The sequence below is a fragment of the Aeromonas sp. 9A genome (assembly GCF_963900955.1).
Classification (GTDB): domain Bacteria; phylum Pseudomonadota; class Gammaproteobacteria; order Enterobacterales; family Aeromonadaceae; genus Aeromonas; species Aeromonas salmonicida.
The window spans coordinates 2,221,619-2,241,086 of the sequence record NZ_CAWRFG010000001.1 but is presented as its reverse complement, the minus strand read 5'-3'; the positions used below and the strand labels follow the sequence as shown (position 1 = coordinate 2,241,086).

The 19,468-nt window shown below is 60.1% G+C and carries 10 protein-coding genes and 2 pseudogenes; 2 read left to right on the top strand and 10 right to left on the bottom strand.

Features of this window, described 5'->3' with window-relative positions; genetic code table 11:
- Positions 1 to 51: 51 nt before the first annotated feature.
- On the top strand, positions 52 to 1,428 hold the full coding sequence (locus AACX78_RS10510) for an amino acid permease (RefSeq protein WP_159166153.1): 1,377 nt from the start codon (positions 52 to 54) through the stop codon (positions 1,426 to 1,428).
- A 270-nt stretch (positions 1,429 to 1,698) separates the two neighbouring features.
- Here AACX78_RS10510 and AACX78_RS10505 read toward each other — a convergent pair whose 3' ends face one another.
- From AACX78_RS10505 to AACX78_RS10495, 3 genes are all read right to left on the bottom strand, one after another.
- The gene (locus tag AACX78_RS10505; protein WP_201302829.1) at positions 1,699 to 2,403 is read right to left on the bottom strand and encodes an SIMPL domain-containing protein; all 705 of its coding nucleotides are present in this window, start codon (positions 2,401 to 2,403) and stop codon (positions 1,699 to 1,701) included.
- A gap of 56 nt (positions 2,404 to 2,459) precedes the next feature.
- Positions 2,460 to 3,017 (bottom strand): hypothetical protein, encoded by a 558-nt coding sequence (locus AACX78_RS10500; RefSeq protein ID WP_159166151.1) that lies wholly within the window; start codon positions 3,015 to 3,017, stop codon positions 2,460 to 2,462.
- Positions 3,018 to 3,103: 86 nt separating this feature from the next.
- Entirely contained in the window at positions 3,104 to 8,851 is a 5,748-nt protein-coding gene (locus AACX78_RS10495; RefSeq protein ID WP_159166150.1) for a VWA domain-containing protein, read from the bottom strand.
- 121 nt (positions 8,852 to 8,972) lie between these two features.
- Here AACX78_RS10495 and AACX78_RS10490 point away from each other — a divergent pair.
- A pseudogene (locus AACX78_RS10490) lies at positions 8,973 to 9,854 on the top strand (IS256 family transposase); the annotation flags it as partial.
- Here AACX78_RS10490 and AACX78_RS10485 read toward each other — a convergent pair.
- From AACX78_RS10485 to AACX78_RS10455, 7 genes and pseudogenes are all read right to left on the bottom strand, one after another.
- A pseudogene (locus tag AACX78_RS10485) lies at positions 9,851 to 10,258 on the bottom strand (contractile injection system protein, VgrG/Pvc8 family); the annotation flags it as partial. The pseudogenes AACX78_RS10490 and AACX78_RS10485 overlap by 4 nt on opposite strands.
- Before the next feature lie 11 nt (positions 10,259 to 10,269).
- Positions 10,270 to 10,557 carry a type VI secretion system PAAR protein gene (locus tag AACX78_RS10480; protein ID WP_159166149.1) on the bottom strand — a complete coding sequence of 96 codons (288 nt, stop codon included), beginning with the start codon at positions 10,555 to 10,557 and terminating at the stop codon, positions 10,270 to 10,272.
- A 291-nt stretch (positions 10,558 to 10,848) separates the two neighbouring features.
- Positions 10,849 to 12,285 (bottom strand): VasL domain-containing protein, encoded by a 1,437-nt coding sequence (locus tag AACX78_RS10475; RefSeq protein WP_159166148.1) that lies wholly within the window; start codon positions 12,283 to 12,285, stop codon positions 10,849 to 10,851.
- Positions 12,286 to 12,329: 44 nt separating this feature from the next.
- Positions 12,330 to 15,827: a type VI secretion system membrane subunit TssM gene (gene tssM, locus AACX78_RS10470; RefSeq protein WP_159166147.1), complete on the bottom strand. Its 3,498-nt coding sequence runs from the start codon at positions 15,825 to 15,827 to the stop codon at positions 12,330 to 12,332.
- 41 nt (positions 15,828 to 15,868) lie between these two features.
- On the bottom strand, positions 15,869 to 17,314 hold the full coding sequence (gene tssA, locus AACX78_RS10465; RefSeq protein ID WP_159166146.1) for a type VI secretion system protein TssA: 1,446 nt from the start codon (positions 17,312 to 17,314) through the stop codon (positions 15,869 to 15,871).
- Between the two features lie 8 nt (positions 17,315 to 17,322).
- Positions 17,323 to 17,928, bottom strand: coding sequence for a type VI secretion system-associated protein VasI (gene vasI / locus AACX78_RS10460; protein WP_159166145.1), 606 nt, complete (start codon positions 17,926 to 17,928; stop codon positions 17,323 to 17,325).
- Positions 17,928 to 19,466 carry a sigma-54 interaction domain-containing protein gene (locus AACX78_RS10455; protein ID WP_159166144.1) on the bottom strand — a complete coding sequence of 513 codons (1,539 nt, stop codon included), beginning with the start codon at positions 19,464 to 19,466 and terminating at the stop codon, positions 17,928 to 17,930. Before AACX78_RS10455 ends, vasI begins: the two co-directional genes overlap by 1 nt.
- Positions 19,467 to 19,468 lie beyond the last annotated feature (2 nt).

Genomic DNA, 19,468 nt, shown 5'->3' with positions numbered 1-19,468 from the left:
TCGACGGGCGAGATGACAGACGAGTGACATCAGAGACGTAAGGAAGGAAGAATGGATCTTCAACAAGACGGCGAGGAGCTGAAGCGCGGCCTGAAAAACCGCCATATCCAGCTCATCGCATTGGGCGGTGCCATAGGGACCGGCCTGTTTCTCGGCATTGCCCAGACCATCAAGATGGCGGGCCCCTCAGTGCTGCTCGGCTATGCCATCGGCGGCTTTATCGCCTTTCTCATCATGCGCCAGCTGGGCGAGATGGTGGTGGAAGAGCCGGTAGCGGGCTCCTTCAGCCACTTTGCCTACAAATACTGGGGTGACTTCGCCGGTTTCGCCTCCGGCTGGAACTACTGGGTACTCTACGTGCTGGTGAGCATGGCCGAGCTGACGGCGGTCGGCATCTATGTCCAGTACTGGTGGCCCGAGATCCCGACCTGGATGTCGGCTGCCGTCTTCTTCGTGCTGATCAACGCCATCAACCTCTCCAACGTCAAGGCGTTCGGCGAGATGGAGTTCTGGTTTGCCATCATCAAGGTGGTCGCCATCGTCGGCATGATTGGCTTTGGCGGCTACCTGCTCGCCAGCGGCAACGGCGGACCGGATGCCAGCATCACCAATCTGTGGGACCAGGGCGGTTTCTTCCCCAACGGCATCAGCGGTCTGGTGATGGCGATGGCGGTGATCATGTTCTCGTTCGGTGGTCTTGAACTGGTGGGGATCACGGCCGCAGAAGCGGATGACCCCGAGAAGAGCATACCCAAGGCCACCAATCAGGTGATCTACCGCATCCTGATTTTCTACATTGGCGCCCTGGCCGTGCTGATGTCTCTCTACCCCTGGGGCAAGGTCGTGGAAGGCGGCAGTCCCTTCGTGATGATCTTCCACGCGCTGGATAGCAACCTGGTGGCAACCGTGCTCAACATGGTGGTGCTGACCGCTGCGCTGTCGGTCTACAACAGCTGTGTCTACTGCAACAGTCGCATGCTGTTCGGTCTGGCCAAGCAGGGCAACGGCCCGCGCAGCCTGCTCAAAACCAGCAAAAGCGGTGTGCCCGTAGTGGCCATCTCCGTCTCCGCAGCGGCAACCCTCTTGTGCGTGCTGATCAACTACCTGATGCCGGGCAAGGCGTTCGAGTTGCTGATGGCACTGGTGGTCTCGGCACTGGTCATCAACTGGGCCATGATAAGCCTTGCGCACCTGAAGTTTCGCAAGAGCAAGCAGGCCGAAGGGGTTGAGCCCAAGTTCAAGGCGTTCTGGTATCCGCTGGGTAACTATCTCTGCCTCGCCTTCATGGCCGGTATTCTGGTCATCATGTACCTGACCCCGGGCATCCAGATCTCGGTACTGCTCATCCCGGTCTGGATCGTTGTGCTGGCCATTGGCTATCAGCTCAAGCTGAAACGTCAGGAACGTCTTGCCGCCGACCTTGGCTGATTTTTCCGACGCTCGTTATTCAAATGCCGGTCACTGACCGGCATTTTTCTATCCCTCTTCTACCTGCTGCCAGGTACTGAGCACAGGGATGCAAGCCATCAAGCCTGCCCCCCTTGCCTGCCATCAAGCCTGCAAGAGCGGGAACCTGCTGCCCGCCAGGCGATATCACTTGCTCGCTGATGCGCGCAAACAACTGCCGTAAAAACAACAAGCCCGAGGGGTGAGCCTCGGGCTTGGGACAGGTGAGGGACAGGGCCGGAGGCCATCACCTCACTCCAGCAGGAAGACGGCTTCCACGTTGTCCGTGATGCTGATCTGCTGCTGTTGATAACTGTTTTCCATCATGTCGGCGGCAGGGGCCATGGCGGCGGCCTTGAGTGCACGGCTATAGATGGGCATGGGGGTATTGTTGCGGTACTCCACGCTGTAAACCTTGCCAAGCTTCATGCCGAACGCCTTGGCCAGGGACTCCGCCTTGTTCTTGGCATCCTCGACCGCACCAATACGAGCCTGCTCCTTGATGATCTGCGGCGACTTGAGACCGTACTCAATCTGGGAGACTGACTCCAGACCCGCCTTGAGAGCGGTATCCATCAGCTCGCTCAGTTTGTCGAGCTGGTAGAGTTTGACCGCGAGTTGACGCTGGGCACGGTATCCCACCAGTTCCGGTTTCTTGTTCTGCGGATACTGATACTCGGGAGAGATCACCAGGTTGCCCGCTTCCACATCGTTGCGCTTGATGCCCAGCCCTTCCAGCTGACCAAAGAAGGCCGCAACCTTGCTATCGACCTGCTGCTTGGCCTTGATGCCCTGCTTTTCCAACGCAGTGACCGCAACATTGAGGGTCAGCATATCGGGTTCGGCCTTTTGCTCGGCATAACCACTTACCACCAGATGTGGGGCTTGCGGTACTTCGAGCGCGAATAACGGAGCACTGACAACCAGAGCGGAAAGGGTAAGAAGGGAACGCCACATATAAAAAAACCTCAATCAATTAGAGTGAGGTCATTATGCCCGTGGCTGAATGGGATTCATATATCGTGCAATGGCGGTATCTGATCCAGTACCTGATTGGTCATATCGATGCTGATGCTGATCTCATTGCCCATCGGCTCAGGATGACTCGAGGCAACAGGTGCGACACTGCGGGAAGTGATCAGGTCTTCATCATCAAAATGGAACGAATCCCACGACAGAACATGTCCCTGTACCTGGCTAATGGGGTCTGCCAGCGTGGATGTGGTCAGTGGAACACAGTCGATACTGTCGGAGTGAATGAGCAGATCCTGCAAGCAGGCATGGCTCAAACTCTGCAGCGAATACTCCTGCTGCCCCTCATCATGCCCGACCAGCACCACCCTGTGAGGTGGCTCAGCATCCATTGCCGGATTAAATGCGATGGTGGCCGCCGCGAAATCCACATTGAGGGAACCCGCCACGTCGCCATCTTCGCTTTCAAGATCCAGCCCGTCAATCCGGTCACCCGCCATGGTTGCCTGATAGCCAAACTGGCCGGTGCAGGTAATGCTGCCCTGCCCGTCCCAGCTATAGCGAATGCCATCAATATCGACCCAATTAAATGACTGCATGGTGACCCTCTCCTCTACTGCCGCTATCTTAGCCGCCCCCTCAGTCAAAAAACAGGGGCCAGGCATAGCCCGGCCCCGCTACCTGATTACGGATCAACCTTGAGGTTACCATCATCCAGCAGTTGCTTGATGATATCCTGGTTAGACCCCAGGGAGGCAAGATCAAGGGAGTTCTGGAACTGAATCGTCAGCTCGGAACCACCGACCACACCATCAGGGTCTATCGTCAACGTCTTGTTGGCGGTATCAAACTGCAAGTAACTGTCCAACGCCGCCGCCAAATCATCGTTGCTGCCGCCAGTGGGAACCCCAACCAGCAAATCAGACAGATCCAGCACATCCCCCCCACTGGCCATATTCCCCAGGGTAAAGTCCGTGATGTTGTCCGTACTGCCATCTGCATCGCCAGCAAGCCACTTGAAGGTATCGCTGCCAGCGCCCCCTGTCATGGTGTCGCTACCGAGGCCGCCGATCAGAATGTCATCACCCAGACCACCGATCAAAGTGTCGTTGCCTGAGCCTCCATGCAGGTAATCATCCCCTTCACCACCATCAAGGGTGTCATTGCCTTCCTGACCAAAGATAATGTCATTGCCAGCCCCGCCCAGAAGAGTGTCATTACCACCGCTACGACCACCTTCAACACTCAGCTCTGTGAGATGGGTACGGATATAGTCCACCGTCTGTTCACGGGTCCAACCGTGACTTGTTTCCAGGGTTTCGAATACCAGCCAACCTGATCCTGCAGGCAAGGTCAGGCCCAACTGGGTTGCCAGCGCATCAGTATTGAGCGCATCACCAAACAAAATGTCATTGCCTGCGCCCCCATCGACCACATCATTGCCAGCCCCAAGCAGCACGGTTATCTGATCACCCTCGGTCAGTGCCGCCGTCAATTGCTCGGCACTGGTCACAATCTGGGCTTCCCCTATCGGGGCGCTGAAACCCTGCTCGACCCGGATATTGTCTATTCGCACTTCGGCAGTGCGACTGCTGGAGTTATCAAGCAGCTCAAACACAAAGCCATATTGCCCGGCTGCAAGCCCGTTGGTGGTGATGGTACTGTAAGATGTTGTCCCAGATGTACCAATACCGGTGATCGTGCCACTTTGTAGTGGGCTGGCCAGATCCCAAGCACCGCCATCGAGCCTTACCAGCTTCCAGGTGAAGCTGTCACTGGAATTGACAGAACTCAAGGCATACTGGAACTGCAGGCTTGCGCCAGCTTGTGCCGCCGAAATCTGGATAGCGTTGGCAACGGCCAGCGCCAATACGGTTCTGTCAGTATCAGAACTCGTACGGTCATCCCTGATACGCAAGTAGCCTCCAGTGACAGTATGGGCCCCCTGTGGATCACCGCTACGTACCCACCCCGAGGCTGCATTGATGCCACTGCCTCCACTGCCAAAGGTAGCCAGATCGAGGAAGCTGCCAGCGGAGTAGAACTGCGAGCCGGTTTCCGTCGTGTTGTCAAAGAACTTGAGCAGCTCCTGATTGACGCTGTTGGTCACCCCGATGGCATTGACCTGACTGATGCTGCTCAGCGATTCAAACGCATCGACAGACTCCTTGACCACCGTGTAGGTAGTACTATCGCCCGGACCGGCAACCTGATTGCTGTCGTTGATGTAGTAGGTTGGATTGCCATCCGTGACAAAGAAGGTCAGGTTTTCATAATCGGGATCTGCCTGACTGCCGTTATTGAACCACTGCACAGCCTGATTGAAGGCTGCCTCATAGTTGGTCCCTCCATTGGCAACCAGAGTATCAATGGCACTGGTCAAGTTGATCACATTGCTGGCATCCAGACCTACAATGGTCACGCGTTCACTGGCATTGGTGGCAAAACTGATCAGGGTGATATTGATCTCGCCATCATGATCTTTGAGCTGATTGGCCAGATGGGTCAGGGATGCCTTGAGCATGCTCAGGCGTCCGCCTTCCATACTGCCGGACACATCGACAACCAGAGCGATATTGTAGCTCTGGCCCGGGATGAAATTGGTGGTTGTGCCACCCACATCCCCGACCAGAATATCGTGACCAGCACCGCCTGCCACAACACCATCCACATTGCCATCCGAGTTGGGTACCTTGTGATCGTCGCCTGTGCCTGGTGTCCCCGTGCTGTCGGCGGTATCCGAGGAGTTGCTGCCCACCACCAGGATATTAGACGCCACAGGGGGCTCATTGCTCTTGACCGATACAGTGAAGTTGGCGCTGGCCTGATCGCCATCGCCATCCGTCAAGGTAGCGCTGAAGTCGAGCTCAATATCGGGGGGCGTTATCTTGTCTATCACCCCTAAGTTCTCAATTCGTACCGAGTCATTACCATCCAGCACAAAACGCACGTAGAGCTGACTGAATTCGCCGTCGGGCTCTATGCTGGCCAGCTGCATTGCGCCATTCAGACCTGACAGGACAAGCTCCCCTGAGTCGACGACGGTGACACCATCGGCCGCATAGGCCACCCACTGTATGGTGCTCGTATTGGTATTGCCAACCCCATACACATTGAAAGAGAGGCCATCAACTCCCGTCGTGGTGGATACCTTGAACCCTTCGTTATTGTCCAGGTTGCCATTTTTGATCCCGAACCCGTTGTTGTTCGGATTAAGATTATCTGCATCGCTGCCAGGTAGATTTTGAGGGTTATTGACACTGCCATTGAACAGCAGTCCATCGAACAGGACACCAATCCCGCCAGCAGTCACTCCGATCGTCTCAACCGGCCCACCGGCACCGAACTGTGAACCGATCGAGAAGGTCTGGGTTGGCTGCGGAGTGACAAGATTGAAGCTGTAAGTATTGTCTTCATTGAGTGTCAGGGTATAGAAGACTTCGGGTGGTTGCCCACTGCCATCAATAGTGGCCACCAGGGTCTTCCCGTCCATAGACAAGGTCTCGGTGATCCCGGCCAGATCCGGCCATCCGGTCAATGTCAGTCCACCACTGGCCAGAGAGCCGTCGGCCCCAAAGGAGACGCCAAACAATCCCCCCGTGGTGATGGTAGCCACATTCATAACCTCAAGGCTTTCGATACCTGTGATCACCGGCATATCATCTTCAATGACAACACTGACCTGCTTGGTATCACTCAAATCACCGTCGCTGACCGACAGGTTGAATGTAAATGTCTCCAGCCCTTCCTGATTGTCTCCAAATTCATGATCGATGGGGCCCAGCAGGTCGACCGTGTATTTGCCCGTCGGATCCACAGATACCTGTATGACCGGGTTCCCACCCACAGAGCCAACCAGGATCGCAGAGCCGATACCGCTCCACACAACAGGCTGCCCCCCGGAGCTCAAGCTGGATGGTGATGAGAGAGTAAAGGTAAAGGCACTGCTGTCGATGTCCGTCACACCTGCCGTGGCATTGGCTGATGTGCTGTCAGTGGTATCGCCCGGATTGGGTGAATTATCCGGATTGGCGCCAAGCAGCCCCTCTTCAGAGATACGCAGATCCGAGACGGTCAGCATGGGGGCATCATTGGTCGCAGTGACCGTCACGGTGAAGTCCTGATTGGCAGCACCCCCCTCGTCCGTGGTCCCCGCTACATTGCCATTCACTACCCCGCTCCAGTCCGCCGGCAAGGTAAAGCCCGGCACGCCCGCCACGCTCGCACCGCTCCAGCTGTAACTGCCACCGCCATTGGCGGTCCAACCCGCCATCACCGCACCTTCCGGCACATTGCTCAGGGTCACCGTCACGCCGGTCACCTCTTCCGAGCCATCCGTATCCGTCGCACTGACACTCAACTGCGCCGCCAGCGACACCGCCACCGGCGCATCCGTTTCACCCAGCACCAGGCTGGTCGCACTGACACTGATGTCCCCTTCCACGTTGATGGTCACAGTCCCGCTGCTGTTGGCGCTGCCCTCGTTGGTGGTCGCCACCACTGTGTAGCCTATCGGCGCACCGTCGTTGGTCGCGCTGCCCGCTACCCCAGTCGTGGAGTAGTCCGCCGGGAACACCAGCCCAAACGCACCCGGCAAGGCCCCGCCGGTGACTGTCACCGTCAGCACGTTACCCACCAGGGTGCCCCCCACCGCCGTGGTCCCCGCCGGCAGGTTGTCAAAGGTGTACACCAGACTGGTCCAGCTCTCGGAGCCATCGCTGTCACTGAGGGTCACTGTGTTGGTCAACTCCACCTGCAGCCCGGCATCAGTCTCGGTACTCACCACGTTCAGTGCCTGCGCATTGAAGTCGATGTCATGGCCAGCCGTGACCGTCACGGTGAAGTCCTGATTGGCAGCACCCCCCTCGTCCGTGGTCCCCGCTACATTGCCATTCACTACCCCGCTCCAGTCCGCCGGCAAGGTAAAGCCCGGCACGCCCGCCACGCTCGCACGCAGCCCGGCATCAGTCTCGGTACTCACCACGTTCAGTGCCTGCGCATTGAAGTCGATGTCATGGCCAGCCGTGACCGTCACGGTGAAGTCCTGATTGGCAGCACCCCCCTCGTCCGTGGTCCCCGCCACGTTGCCATTCACTACCCCGCTCCAGTCCGCCGGCAAGGTAAAGCCCGGCACACCCGCCACGCTCGCACCGCTCCAGCTGTAACTGCCACCGCCATTGGCGGTCCAACCCGCCATCACCGCACCTTCCGGCACATTGCTCAGGGTCACCGTCACGCCGGTCACCTCTTCCGAGCCATCCGTATCCGTCGCACTGACACTCAACTGCGCCGCCAGCGACACCGCCACCGGCGCATCCGTTTCACCCAGCACCAGGCTGGTCGCACTGACACTGATGTCCCCTTCCACGTTGATGGTCACAGTCCCGCTGCTGTTGGCGCTGCCCTCGTTGGTGGTCGCCACCACTGTGTAGCCTATCGGCGCACCGTCGTTGGTCGCGCTGCCCGCTACCCCAGTCGTGGAGTAGTCCGCCGGGAACACCAGCCCAAACGCACCCGGCAAGGCCCCGCCGGTGACTGTCACCGTCAGCACGTTACCCACCAGGGTGCCCCCCACCGCCGTGGTCCCCGCCGGCAGGTTGTCAAAGGTGTACACCAGACTGGTCCAGCTCTCGGAGCCATCGCTGTCACTGAGGGTCACTGTGTTGGTCAACTCCACCTGCAGCCCGGCATCAGTCTCGGTACTCACCACGTTCAGTGCCTGCGCATTGAAGTCGATGTCATGGCCAGCCGTGACCGTCACGGTGAAGTCCTGATTGGCAGCACCCCCCTCGTCCGTGGTCCCCGCCACGTTGCCATTCACTACCCCGCTCCAGTCCGCCGGCAAGGTAAAGCCCGGCACACCCGCCACGCTCGCACCGCTCCAGCTGTAACTGCCACCGCCATTGGCGGTCCAACCCGCCATCACCGCACCTTCCGGCACATTGCTCAGGGTCACCGTCACGCCGGTCACCTCTTCCGAGCCATCCGTATCCGTCGCACTGACACTCAACTGCGCCGCCAGCGACACCGCTACCGGCGCATCCGTTTCACCCAGCACCAGGCTGGTCGCACTGACACTGATGTCCCCTTCCACGTTGATGGTCACAGTCCCGCTGCTGTTGGCGCTGCCCTCGTTGGTGGTTGCCACCACTGTGTAGCCTATCGGCGCACCGTCGTTGGTCGCGCTGCCCGCTACCCCAGTCGTGGAGTAGTCCGCCGGGAACACCAGCCCAAACGCACCCGGCAAGGCCCCGCCGGTGACTGTCACCGTCAGCACGTTACCCACCAGGGTGCCCCCCACCGCCGTGGTCCCCGCCGGCAGGTTGTCAAAGGTGTACACCAGACTGGTCCAGCTCTCGGAGCCATCGCTGTCACTGAGGGTCACTGTGTTGGTCAACTCCACCTGCAGCCCGGCATCAGTCTCGGTACTCACCACGTTCAGTGCCTGCGCATTGAAGTCGATGTCATGGCCAGCCGTNGAGCCTGTAAATCCAATTGTGTAACCGCCCACGAATAAGTAACTTTTTCAAAAGGATACCTTCGTGGGTAAGCAAATGGACCAAGACAAACTCAAAGCACTGGCCGCTGAGCTGGCCAAAGACATCAAGTCTGAAAAAGATCTCGGCACCCTCACCCAACAGCTGATCAAGCTTACCGTCGAGACCGCGCTCAATGCCGAGATGGACGAGCATCTGGGCTACCAGAAACACGCCCTACAAGGCCGCGGGACCGGCAACAATCGCAATGGCTATTCCACCAAGTGCCTACAAGGGCAGCACGGAGAGGTCACTATCCAGGCGCCTCGTGACCGTAACTCGTCCTTCGACCCTCAGTTCGTCCGCAAGGGCCAGTCACGCCTGACCCAGATGGACGACCAGATCCTCGCCCTCTACGCCAAGGGCTTGAGCACGCGGGATATCGTGGACGCGTTCAAAGAGATGTATGACGCCGACATCTCGGCGGGGCTGGTATCGCAGGTGACCGAACGCGTCATCGAGCAGGTCCACGAATGGCAAAACCGGCCGCTGGATCCGCTCTATCCCATCGTCTATCTGGACTGCATTGTGCTGAAGATCCGCGCGAACCAGCGGGTGATCAACAAGTCGCTCTATCTGGCACTGGGCATCAATATGGAGGGGCACAAGGAGCTGTTGGGCCTGTGGCTGGCCGAGACCGAAGGGGCAAAGTTCTGGCTCTCGGTCCTGACCGAGCTGAAGAACCGCGGCCTGGAAGACATCCTGATCGCGTGTGTGGACGGTCTCAAGGGCTTCCCTGATGCGATTGCCGTGGAGTATCCCCAGACCAAGGTGCAACTGTGTATCGTCCATATGGTGCGCAACTCGTTGCGCTATGTCTCCTGGAAGGACTACAAGGCGGTGACGGCTGAACTGAAGCAGATCTACCAGTCTGCGACGGAACGTGAAGCTCANAGCGCAAAGGCGTAGTCGGTGATGCCGTGCTCTTGCAGCAGGATGGAGAGGATTTCATCAGGCTTTTTCGCCTGGAAGATGCGGGAGTTCTGGCGAAGGCCCAGTCGCCACAGGGCCGGCTGCACCATGAGCTGATAGCGGGTACGGCGAAAGCCGCTGTCCCCTTGCGCAAAGTCACTCACAACCCCGCACACCCGCCGCTGCAGCTCGCCGTTGTACCACACCATCAGCTCGCAGGGCTGGTCCAGCACATCGGCAAAGTCGACATCCGGCTGGGGGCTGGCCAATTCCAATCGCAACTGGAACGGGCTATTCAGCGCCTCTTCCAGCGCAAACTCGGCCACCACGAAAGTGCTCTCGGGCAGCGCCCCTACCTTGACGGTGAATTGTAATCCTGTGCTGTCTGCCATAACGCTGTTCCTTATCCTGCCTGTCCGCTGCCCGAGCCAATCACAACGCCACCGCAACCGATGGAGGTACCGGTCACGGCGATGGGCTTGCCGTTGACCAGAACGGTGCCCACGCCACCCGAGATGCTGCGCGGATGGGGGGGATTATTGGGCTTGTCATGGGGCGCCAGCGGATCGCCCTGCCGGGCCACCGGTTTGCCATCGAGGAACACATCGGGGCTGGCGGCAATCACTGGGGATGGGTGAAAACCATCGTGGTCGGTGCCTATGTCACCGAGCAATGCAATAGAGGGACACATATGAACTCTCCGTATGGGCAAGGGAGCCACCCGAGGGACTCCCGCCATGCCTCGTGCTCACCGTCGTGACCATGGGCTCAGATACACTTGGGGTGGCTACCAAGCAGCCTTTGTGCCATGACAAAGACGCCGATAATACTTTTTTAAATCAGTCCATTAGGTTCATGGACCTCAAGGCTGGCAGGGGCTGCTGCAATAGCTTGCGCAATACAGCGTGATCACCAGGCCATAGATTGCTTTGGTAGTCGAACACACCATAAGGAACGCAACTTTTTGCTCAGTGCAGCATGATCAACTACCTGTGCTGCTCCGCTGCAACTGGTAGAGACGGATATTGAGTGCTTTCAGGTCGTTCTCCAGACCTTTCAGCTCGGCTGCCGTGACGGGCTCCTGGGATGCCTTTCTCGCCTCCAGTTCGCTCAGGCGCAGACTGAACGGGATATCCTGCATCAGGTTTTTCTGCACCTCATAGAGCTGGGACTTCAGATAGGAGATGGTCACCGTCTTGCGCTGACGCTCCAGCTCCAGCAGCTGATCGAGCAAGGCGTCGACACCGGCGCGAGCATCCAGATAGGTCGGTACGCTGATCACATCCCCCTGCTGACCTGCCAACGCCGTCTGCCACTGCTTGTCCAGCGCTTTGACCGCCAGCGAGTCGGGATAGAGCATCTGCAGCGAGTTGCGCAGCCCTTCCCCATAGCGATACCAGTAGAGCGGCGAGGTCTGCTCAAGCCGTCCCAGCTGGGCTTGATAACGGGACACCAGCTCACTTTCCATGCCTTGCAGGGTCTGTTCGCCAAGTACGATGCGTGCCTGGCGGATATCGTCATAACTGAGGGCCCGTGGCAGCTCGGCGGCCGGTTGCTGCAAGCGCTGGGCAGCCACGGCTTTCTCCTGCTGCAGATGCTGCCAACCCAGCCAGCTCATCACCGGCAGGGCGCAGCTGAGCAGACCGCAGCCAAACCAGAACCAGGCAGGGCGCTGCTTGCGGTGAGGTTCAATCTTGAGCACTGTGGGTTTGACCTGCCCCTTCTCGCGACCAATCAGTATGCTGCCCTGGGGCAGGTGTGGCGTGCTGGAAGAGGACGCTGAAGAAGAAGGGCTGTCGTGCTCCATGTCGGACTTGAAGAACACCATGGGCGGGATCTGCAGCTCCTCCTTGAGACCGGGCTCATCGGAGACGATGACGATCTCGGTCTCGTCGAACAGATGGGTATACCCCTCGATGAAGTGCACCAGATTTTCGACCCGGGGAATGCGGCTCAAGCCCACGTTGTGCAGCTTCTCGCTGATAAGCTGCAACGCCCGCTCGCAGCGATAGACGAGGCGCTTGTCTTCGTGGCTGATCTGGTACTGGCGGATCACGTCGCTGATGCGGGCAATGAACCAGTCCAGCATCTCGATACGGGCTCGCTCCTGATGCACTGGTGGCCAAAAGCTCTCCCATTGGGTGACGATCAGGTTGGCCAGAAACTCGCACCCTTCGGTAAAGCCGTTCAGCCCTTGCAGGCGCGACCGCGCCAGGGTGAAGTAGATGGCGGTCTGCAGGTCCACCCCGTGCTTTTCAAAGATAAGGCTCGCGAGCCGATGGATCTTGAGCCAGTCCACCTCGGGGCGGGAGGCGTGGCTGAGTTTGTTGATCTCGCTGCGCAGCGCCTCGTACTCCGGCAGCATCCTGGGGTCACGCCCCACTTTCAGCGCCTGCTGACCTTGTTGATTCTGTGACATATCGGCTTCCAAAGCTTGAGGGGGCACACAGTGCCCCCACTTTATCAATAGAGAGACTCAGGCAATCTGAACTGACTGAACAGGCCGCCGGTGAAGGGGTTTTGCGCGCTGTCGGTGTAGACGCGATAGGTCATGGAACCCTGATCCACCGGGAAGCGCACATCGAAGGTGGCTTCATTGACCTGGGTCAGCTCCCCCTTGTCCATCAGTCGGAACATGGCCCAGGGGCCGACGAAGCCTTCGCTGCGCGGTGAACGTTCCCTGGCTGCCGGCACCAGGGTGATCTTGCTCTCGGCACCGTCACGCATGGTGTTTGGCCACACCAACGGCACCTTGGTACGACGGCCATGGGCATACTCCAGCAACTGACCGTCCAGGTTCAGCACGCTGCGCCGCTTGTTGGCGGTGAGCTCGATGGGCTCGAGGGCGAACTGCACCTCCAGGTTGCCCTGCTGGGTGAAGAAGATCTGGCGGATACGAGCGGCTCTATCCAGCTGCTTCACCAGCTCGGTCTGGATGGGCGAGCTGAACTCTCCCTCCATCAGGCCGCTCTCCACCATGGGCTTGAGGTTGACCTGATAGAAGCTGTCCAGGGTGCCACCCGGCGCGAAGAAACGCTCCATCTCGGACAGCGGCACATCCTTGGTTGAGCCCGGATCAAACGGATAGCGACCGGCCAGCTGACTGTTGAACGGTGCCAGTACCTTGTCCTGCCACTCTCGATTAAGGGACGACATGGCCAAGTCGATCACCAGACGAGAGCTCTGCTCGGAGAGCTGACCCACCCAGCGATCCAGCGGGGCCGGCAGGCTGCGGGCATATTGCTGCAGGGCGAACACGGGATCGGCGTACTTGTTGGTCAGACGCAGCTGCACCGCCTTGAGGGCGGACTGGCCCGGCTCGGTGGCGTTGACGATGAGTTCCAGATAGTGCTGCAGCTCCACCAGCTTCTGATTGACCTCCTGGATAAGCGGCCCCTGCTCGCCACGACCGCCAAGGGCGGCATTGGTCGCCATGAAGGGACGGCCGATGCGGGCCGTGATGGCCTGCGCAGGATCCCCTTCCACATCCGATATCTTTCGGATCCGGGTGTTGTCATCCAACGAGGCCAGTACCCGCTGGAAAGGCTGATCGTTGCCGGTAATGGCAGAGAGTACGTCCAGTGCCTGCTCCGGGCTTTCAAGGGTCTGCACGTCCAGGTTGGTCAGCAGTTTCTGCCACTGGTTGACGTAATCGGTGACATAACGGTCGTTGACCTGACGACCGATCTCCTTGCGATCCGCCTCGCTCAATTGACTCAGCCTGCGCTGACCCAGCACCCAGGCATCCATGGCGGTGAGATCAATCAACGCCTTGTCCTGCTTGAGGAAGAAGTCGTTGAAACCGGGCCAGGTCAACAGGCGTGGCACTTGCCCTGCATTGTCACTGCGCAGGGCAAACACGGTGTCAAAGGTTGGCCCCACTTCGTCACGTACGTTGAGATCCGGCGGCAATACGTCATTCGCCTTCACCACCAGGTTCTGATAGACCCGCTGATACATGGGCAACTTGCCAAGCTCGCGCTGGGCGCCGTAGACAGGCTCCTTGAACGGTGCGAAGGCGATGATGGCGGCCTGATCACGGGCAGCCCTGGCACCATGCCAGTCGGTATGATCGAGGGCGTAATCCAGGTGCCCCATCAGCTGCTCCTGCACAGGGCCCTGCCCCGGGAAGGCGCGCTGCCAGCGGCTGGCCATGTACTGCTCCACCAGCTCCTTGTTGCGACCGGAGGCATCATCCAGCATCCGCATCACCCGCAGTATGGAGAGCTTCTCCTCGCTGCCGGCCGGCGCCTGATTGAGATCCTCCAGCAGCCCCTGCATCTGGGCTGGCAAAAAGCGCTGACCCAGCAGTTGCAGATAAGAGCCTTCCACATGAGGACCGATTTCGTCCCCCTGATAGAGACCCAGATCCGCCACCAGCGGCGTCCGTTCGCGGTAGTTGCCAAAGGCGAGGGTCGCCTCGCGGATGAGGTTCAGACGCGGCAACTGACTCACACCGAAGGCATGCTCATCGACGACCTCGTTGGTCTCCATGAAGGCTTGCGCCTTGGTCAACACATTGCGACCGGCCTCTTCGTTGACCCGATAGAAGTAGTGCCAACCGCCGATCAGGGCCGCCGAAAAGAGTGACAGGCAACCGAGGCCAATGGCCATGCGCCGACGACGATAGAGAGTATGCAGCCGGTTCTCCCCGGCCAGGTGGGCCTCGGGGAAAATGATGGAGGAGAACAACTTGCGCACGAAGTAGGTATTGGACTCCCCGCGCAGGGCCGAGTGAATGGGCTCTGGCAGGTTGTAGCGGCGGGAGGCCGCCTGGGCAAACGCATCGAACGGCACCCCTTGCTGATAGACGGAGCTGATATAGACGCCGCGCACCAGCAGTGGCTTGCTCTCCTCAATTTGCAGCGTCTCATCGAGCAGCGCAGTCACATAATCCTTCAGCCCCGCCAGCTGACGCACGAACGAGAAAAGCGCGTTGCGCTGGGTGGCATCGAGTCGTGCCAGCATCAGCTCGGGCAGGTTCTGGTTGAGGTTGTCCACCCACTGATCCCAGAACAGGGCCAGATCCTGCTGCCAGGATTTTCCCCGGCTGTCGGCCGGGTTGAACGTCACCCCCAGCACGGCCTCGCGGGCCTCCTTGTCGAGCTGCTCATACACCACATCGAAACCGCGCAGCAGATCGAGCTTGGTAAAAGTGACATAGAGCGGCAACCGGGTATTCATGGTGGCCGACACCTCTTGCAGGCGAGAGCGCATCAGCTGGGCATAAGCCTTGCGTTCGGCCACGCTGGCGCCGGAGAGCCAGGCCAGATCCACGGTCAGCACCAAACCGTTGAGGGGCTGGCGGCGGCGGTGTTCGGAAAGCCAGTTCAACAGGTGCAGCCAGAGCCGCTCATGCTTGCGCGCCAGGGGATCGAGTTCCGGCTCGGATTGAGACAAGAGCTCACCAGCGGGATCCAGCATCACTGCCTGCTCCCCCAGCCAGCAATCGATCAGCTGATCCTGCGCCACGTCCCTGAGCTCGGTATCGAGTCTGGGGTTGAGCTTGTTGGCCGGATTGGCTCTGTGGATCAGGCTGCTCTTGCCGCTGCCGGGCAGACCCAGCACCAGATACCAGGGCATGGCGTAGATCGCCCCCTTGCCCAGGTGTTCGCCAAGCGCCTGCAACCAGCGATTGAGAAACAGCGCCTGCTTGTCGATGAGCCCTTTCACCGGATCCTGCACCAGCACGGTTTCATGCTGACGCTCGGCCTTGAGTTGCTGCATCTTGCACCACACGCGCCAGGAGAGGATCCCCAGCATCAGCCAGAGCCAGAGCAGGGTAAATACCACCCGCCCCCACAGCGGCTCGAACGGTTTGGCGCCGCGGATCTCGAGGCGAGGACCCAGCCACCACACCAGAATGAGGGCAAGTCCCCAGAGCACCACGCCGAGCAGGGGCCAGGAGGGTTTCAATTTCGGCAGCTGTTGCCGCAGAAAAGTTAAGATGGTTTTGAACATAAAATGTGATCCAACTCCGACTCAATGACTCATTTCGGCACTTATTTCGACAACGGGGCCGCATGGCTTTCCAGGCGACTGACCAGCCCGGGCTCCCATTGCGCCAATCCCAGGCGACTTGCCTCTTGCCACAAGTGTTGATAGTGCTGGCTAGCCAGCGAATTCATGCCTTCCTGCGCCAACAGCTCCGCCTGCACCAACTGGGCATGGAAGCGGGCTCTTGGCTCTTTCAACTGCGCCATCCTTTCATCGAGCAGGGTGAGGGCCGCAGCCACCCCCAGCTCCCCATGACGCAGGGCAACCTCTTCGGCCAGACTGGACTCCCCATCCCCACCTGCACCACTCACCTTGGTGGGCTGCAACCAGCGGCTGCACTCGGGTGACAGGAAGGGACTGCCATCACTGAAGGTGAGATCCCGCAGCGCCGGCAGACGCTGCAAGAAACCATCCAGCTCCTGCGCTATGGCCTGGGCAACGGTGCCAAACCCCAGCTTATGGGCCACTTCGGCCGAGAGCCGATGCCCCTCGAACCAGTAGGGCGCCAGGGTCAGGCTCTGTTCGATCCGCTGCCAGAGCGCCAGATCCGGCGCGGACCGCTCCAGTGTGGCCAGAGCGGCGCGGTACTCATCCACCATGTCCACCGACATGGGGGCCAGCTGGGTTTTATTGCCCTGAGCCGTCATGGGTGGCGTGGTGATCCCGGCCCAGATGGCGTGGCGACGCAGACGATAGCCCACCGCCGCTTCCGGCTGGCGCTCGATAAGCAACTCGGCCACCTTGAGCTGGGTCTGGCGCCAGGCACGATCGTTGGAGCTGTCAATCTCGACTCCGGAGCCCTTGCTGCTGCCACTGAGCACCATGGTTCCCGACATGCCGCTCGCACTGGCGGTGGCAGCAACAGTGCTGCTTGAAGGTTGGCCACCGGCATCTGCCTGGGCCTGGGCAACCTGCTGGCGCTGGGCCCGTTTCAGCCCCATCAACAAGGGATAGAGCAGCTCCCCCTTGTCCGGGCACTGGGCCAGCCAGCCAGCCTCCAGCTGCTCGGCCTGGGCCAGCAGCTGGGCCAGTTCAGCCGGCGAGGCGCTCTCGCTCACCCGCGGTAAAGCTCCTTCAAAGCGTTTGACAATCTGCACCATCAGCCGCTGTTTCTGGCTGGTATTACCGGGCCAGGCTTGCAGCCAGTAGGCCCGGATCCAGGACTCCAGCAAGCTGAGCGCAGCCCCCAGAGGGGCCGCCTTGGCCGGATGTTGCAGGCAGCGCAGCAGCTGGGCCAGCACCCGCATGTCCTTGGTGCGGCTCTCCAGCAAGCCAAGGCAGGCTTCGGCCACCGCATTGAGATCCACCTGGCTGTGGGCGAGCGATCCCAGCTTGACCAGTTCGGTCTCCACGTAATCCCAGCGCGGCTCGTCGGCCAGCACGGCACCTTTTATCTGCTCTTCCGGCAAACTGGTGAGCAAGCGGGCACACCAGGGGTGTTGATAGCTCATGGCACCCCCTACCAGCGACACTGTTGGCGCAGGGGCTGCAGCGCCTCTTTCAAACCACTGAGATCGACCCGGAGCAAGGCGCCGTTGTCGGCCTTCACCTGCAGCTCGCGATGACCTATCCAGCGCTTGAGCTCCTCGATGGCGGGCAAGCCGCGGCCATATTCCAGCAACAGGCCCTGATCCCGGATAAACCAGCTCTGGGCGTTGCGGCTGGGCTGACCATCCAGTTCAATCTGTACCCGCTCACCAACCCAGGGGGCATCGAGCCTTAACCGGATATGGGTAATGCTGTCGACACAGCCTATGGCCAGGGTCGCCCCGCGCAAGGCTGGGCGAGTGAGGGTTTCGCTGCCACGCCCCGCATCGCTTTGCAGCAGGAAGGGAGCACTCTCTGGCGTGCGGGCCTGCTCCTGTGTCCAGATGGCCTGCCAGGCGGCCGACTTGGAGGCGCCGCCCTCGCTCGTCTGGGTGAGGCCATTACCGATGGCGTCATAGCAGGCCAGCCGGATCAGCGGCGATGGCTCGCGGCGACACGCCTGGAAACTGGCCATGTCTTGTGGGGGTAATGCGCTGCCGGTCGCCAGCAACAGGGGCAAAAGGCCAAGGGCGCTCATCAGTTCACCTCCAGTTTCTGGCACTTGTGATCCAGGGTGCGCTTGGGAATATTCAGGCTCTCGGCCACCAGCATGCGATTGCCCTGGAAGTAGCGCAGACGCGCCTCGATGACGGAAGCCTCGTACTGCTGCATGGCCCGGCGCAGATCCCGGATGTGGTTGTAATCATCCATGGAACCGGGCAACAGGGCGCTGACTCGCTCGCGCAGCTCGGGGGGCAGCGCCTCCAGTACCACCTCTTCCCCGTGACGGGTGTGGGCGCAGGCGACCTCCAGCAGATTGCGCAGCTCGCGCACGTTGCCGGGAAAGTCATAACTTTGCAGTTGCTTCAAGAACTTGCGCTGCAGCCCCGCCAGGGTCTTGCCATCCTGGTCGGCAAACTGGGCCATGAAGTGCTGGCACAACAGGGGGATGTCATCCATGTGCTCCCGCAGGGGGGCGATGAGCAGCAGACACTGGCAGAGGCGGTGATAGAGATCAGCCCGGAACTGCCCCTCCTCCACATGGCGGGTGAGCGGCTGATGGGTCGCGGCGATGAGACGAAAATCGGAGTGACACTCCTGCTCTGCCCCGAGCGGTCGATAGCTTCGAGTCTCGAGCACCCGCAGCAGCTTGGCCTGCATGGCGGCAGGCATGTCGCCCACTTCATCCAGAAACAGGGTGCCGCCGTTGGCCTGGGCCACCAGCCCTGTCTTGTTGGACAGCGCGCCGGAGAAGGCCCCCTTCTGGTAACCAAACAGCTCGCTCTCGATGAGGTTCTCCGGAATGGCGGCGCAGTTGATGGCCACGAACGGTTTGGCGGCGCGATCCGAGCACTGATGCACCAGCCGGGCGACCACCTCCTTGCCACTGCCTGTCTCCCCCTGGATGAGCACGGTCAGCTTGTGCCGGCCCGCCAGGCTTATCTGCTCGCGCAGCCCGCGGATCACCGCCGACTGGCCGATCAACTGATCGCCCAGCAGCTTCTCATGCTGACGCTGGCGCTCTCCCTCCCCCTTCATCTGGCGCAAGGAGTCGCGCAGCACGCTCTGATCCCGGCGGCTAAGCCCCAGATCGCGAATAAGGGTGAGCTGGTTGCAGAACACCTGTGACAACTGGGCAAGCTCGGGGCGGGCCGCCCACTCTTGCAGCACCTCACCGCTGTCCATCATGGCCAGCACGGCGAACGGCTTGCCGTTGCCATCATTGAGGGGAAAGGCATGCAGGCCGCACTGCTGGCCCAAATTGGCCAGCAAGGTACGAAACGCTGCATGCTCGATGCGGGCGCCGCCGTGCAGGGAATCCCAGGTGCGGGACTGGGCCTTGTGCAGCACATAGGCGAGCGGATGGGAAAAATCATCCACCGCCAGCGCCAGCGACACCGCCTGCCCCTTGACCCAACCGCTGCATTCGAGCTGACGGCCGCTCACATCCAGCATGCCCAGCAGTATCCCTTTGGGCTGGAAGCTGGCATTGAGGGTCGAGGTCCACCAGTGGCACAGGTGCTGCTCATCGCGCTGCTGGGTCAAGGCGAGGGCAAATGCGAGGGCTTGTTCCATGT

Excerpts from the sequence above, each read along its gene's own strand:
- AACX78_RS10510 (WP_159166153.1), top strand. The coding sequence starts at position 52 with ATGGATCTTCAACAAGACGGCGAGGAGCTGAAGCGCGGCCTGAAAAAC.
- AACX78_RS10505 (WP_201302829.1), bottom strand. The coding sequence starts at position 2,403 with ATGTGGCGTTCCCTTCTTACCCTTTCCGCTCTGGTTGTCAGTGCTCCG.
- AACX78_RS10500 (WP_159166151.1), bottom strand. The coding sequence starts at position 3,017 with ATGCAGTCATTTAATTGGGTCGATATTGATGGCATTCGCTATAGCTGG.
- AACX78_RS10480 (WP_159166149.1), bottom strand. The coding sequence starts at position 10,557 with ATGTGTCCCTCTATTGCATTGCTCGGTGACATAGGCACCGACCACGAT.
- AACX78_RS10475 (WP_159166148.1), bottom strand. The coding sequence starts at position 12,285 with ATGTCACAGAATCAACAAGGTCAGCAGGCGCTGAAAGTGGGGCGTGAC.
- tssM (WP_159166147.1), bottom strand. The coding sequence starts at position 15,827 with ATGTTCAAAACCATCTTAACTTTTCTGCGGCAACAGCTGCCGAAATTG.
- tssA (WP_159166146.1), bottom strand. The coding sequence starts at position 17,314 with ATGAGCTATCAACACCCCTGGTGTGCCCGCTTGCTCACCAGTTTGCCG.
- vasI (WP_159166145.1), bottom strand. The coding sequence starts at position 17,928 with ATGAGCGCCCTTGGCCTTTTGCCCCTGTTGCTGGCGACCGGCAGCGCA.
- AACX78_RS10455 (WP_159166144.1), bottom strand. The coding sequence starts at position 19,466 with ATGGAACAAGCCCTCGCATTTGCCCTCGCCTTGACCCAGCAGCGCGAT.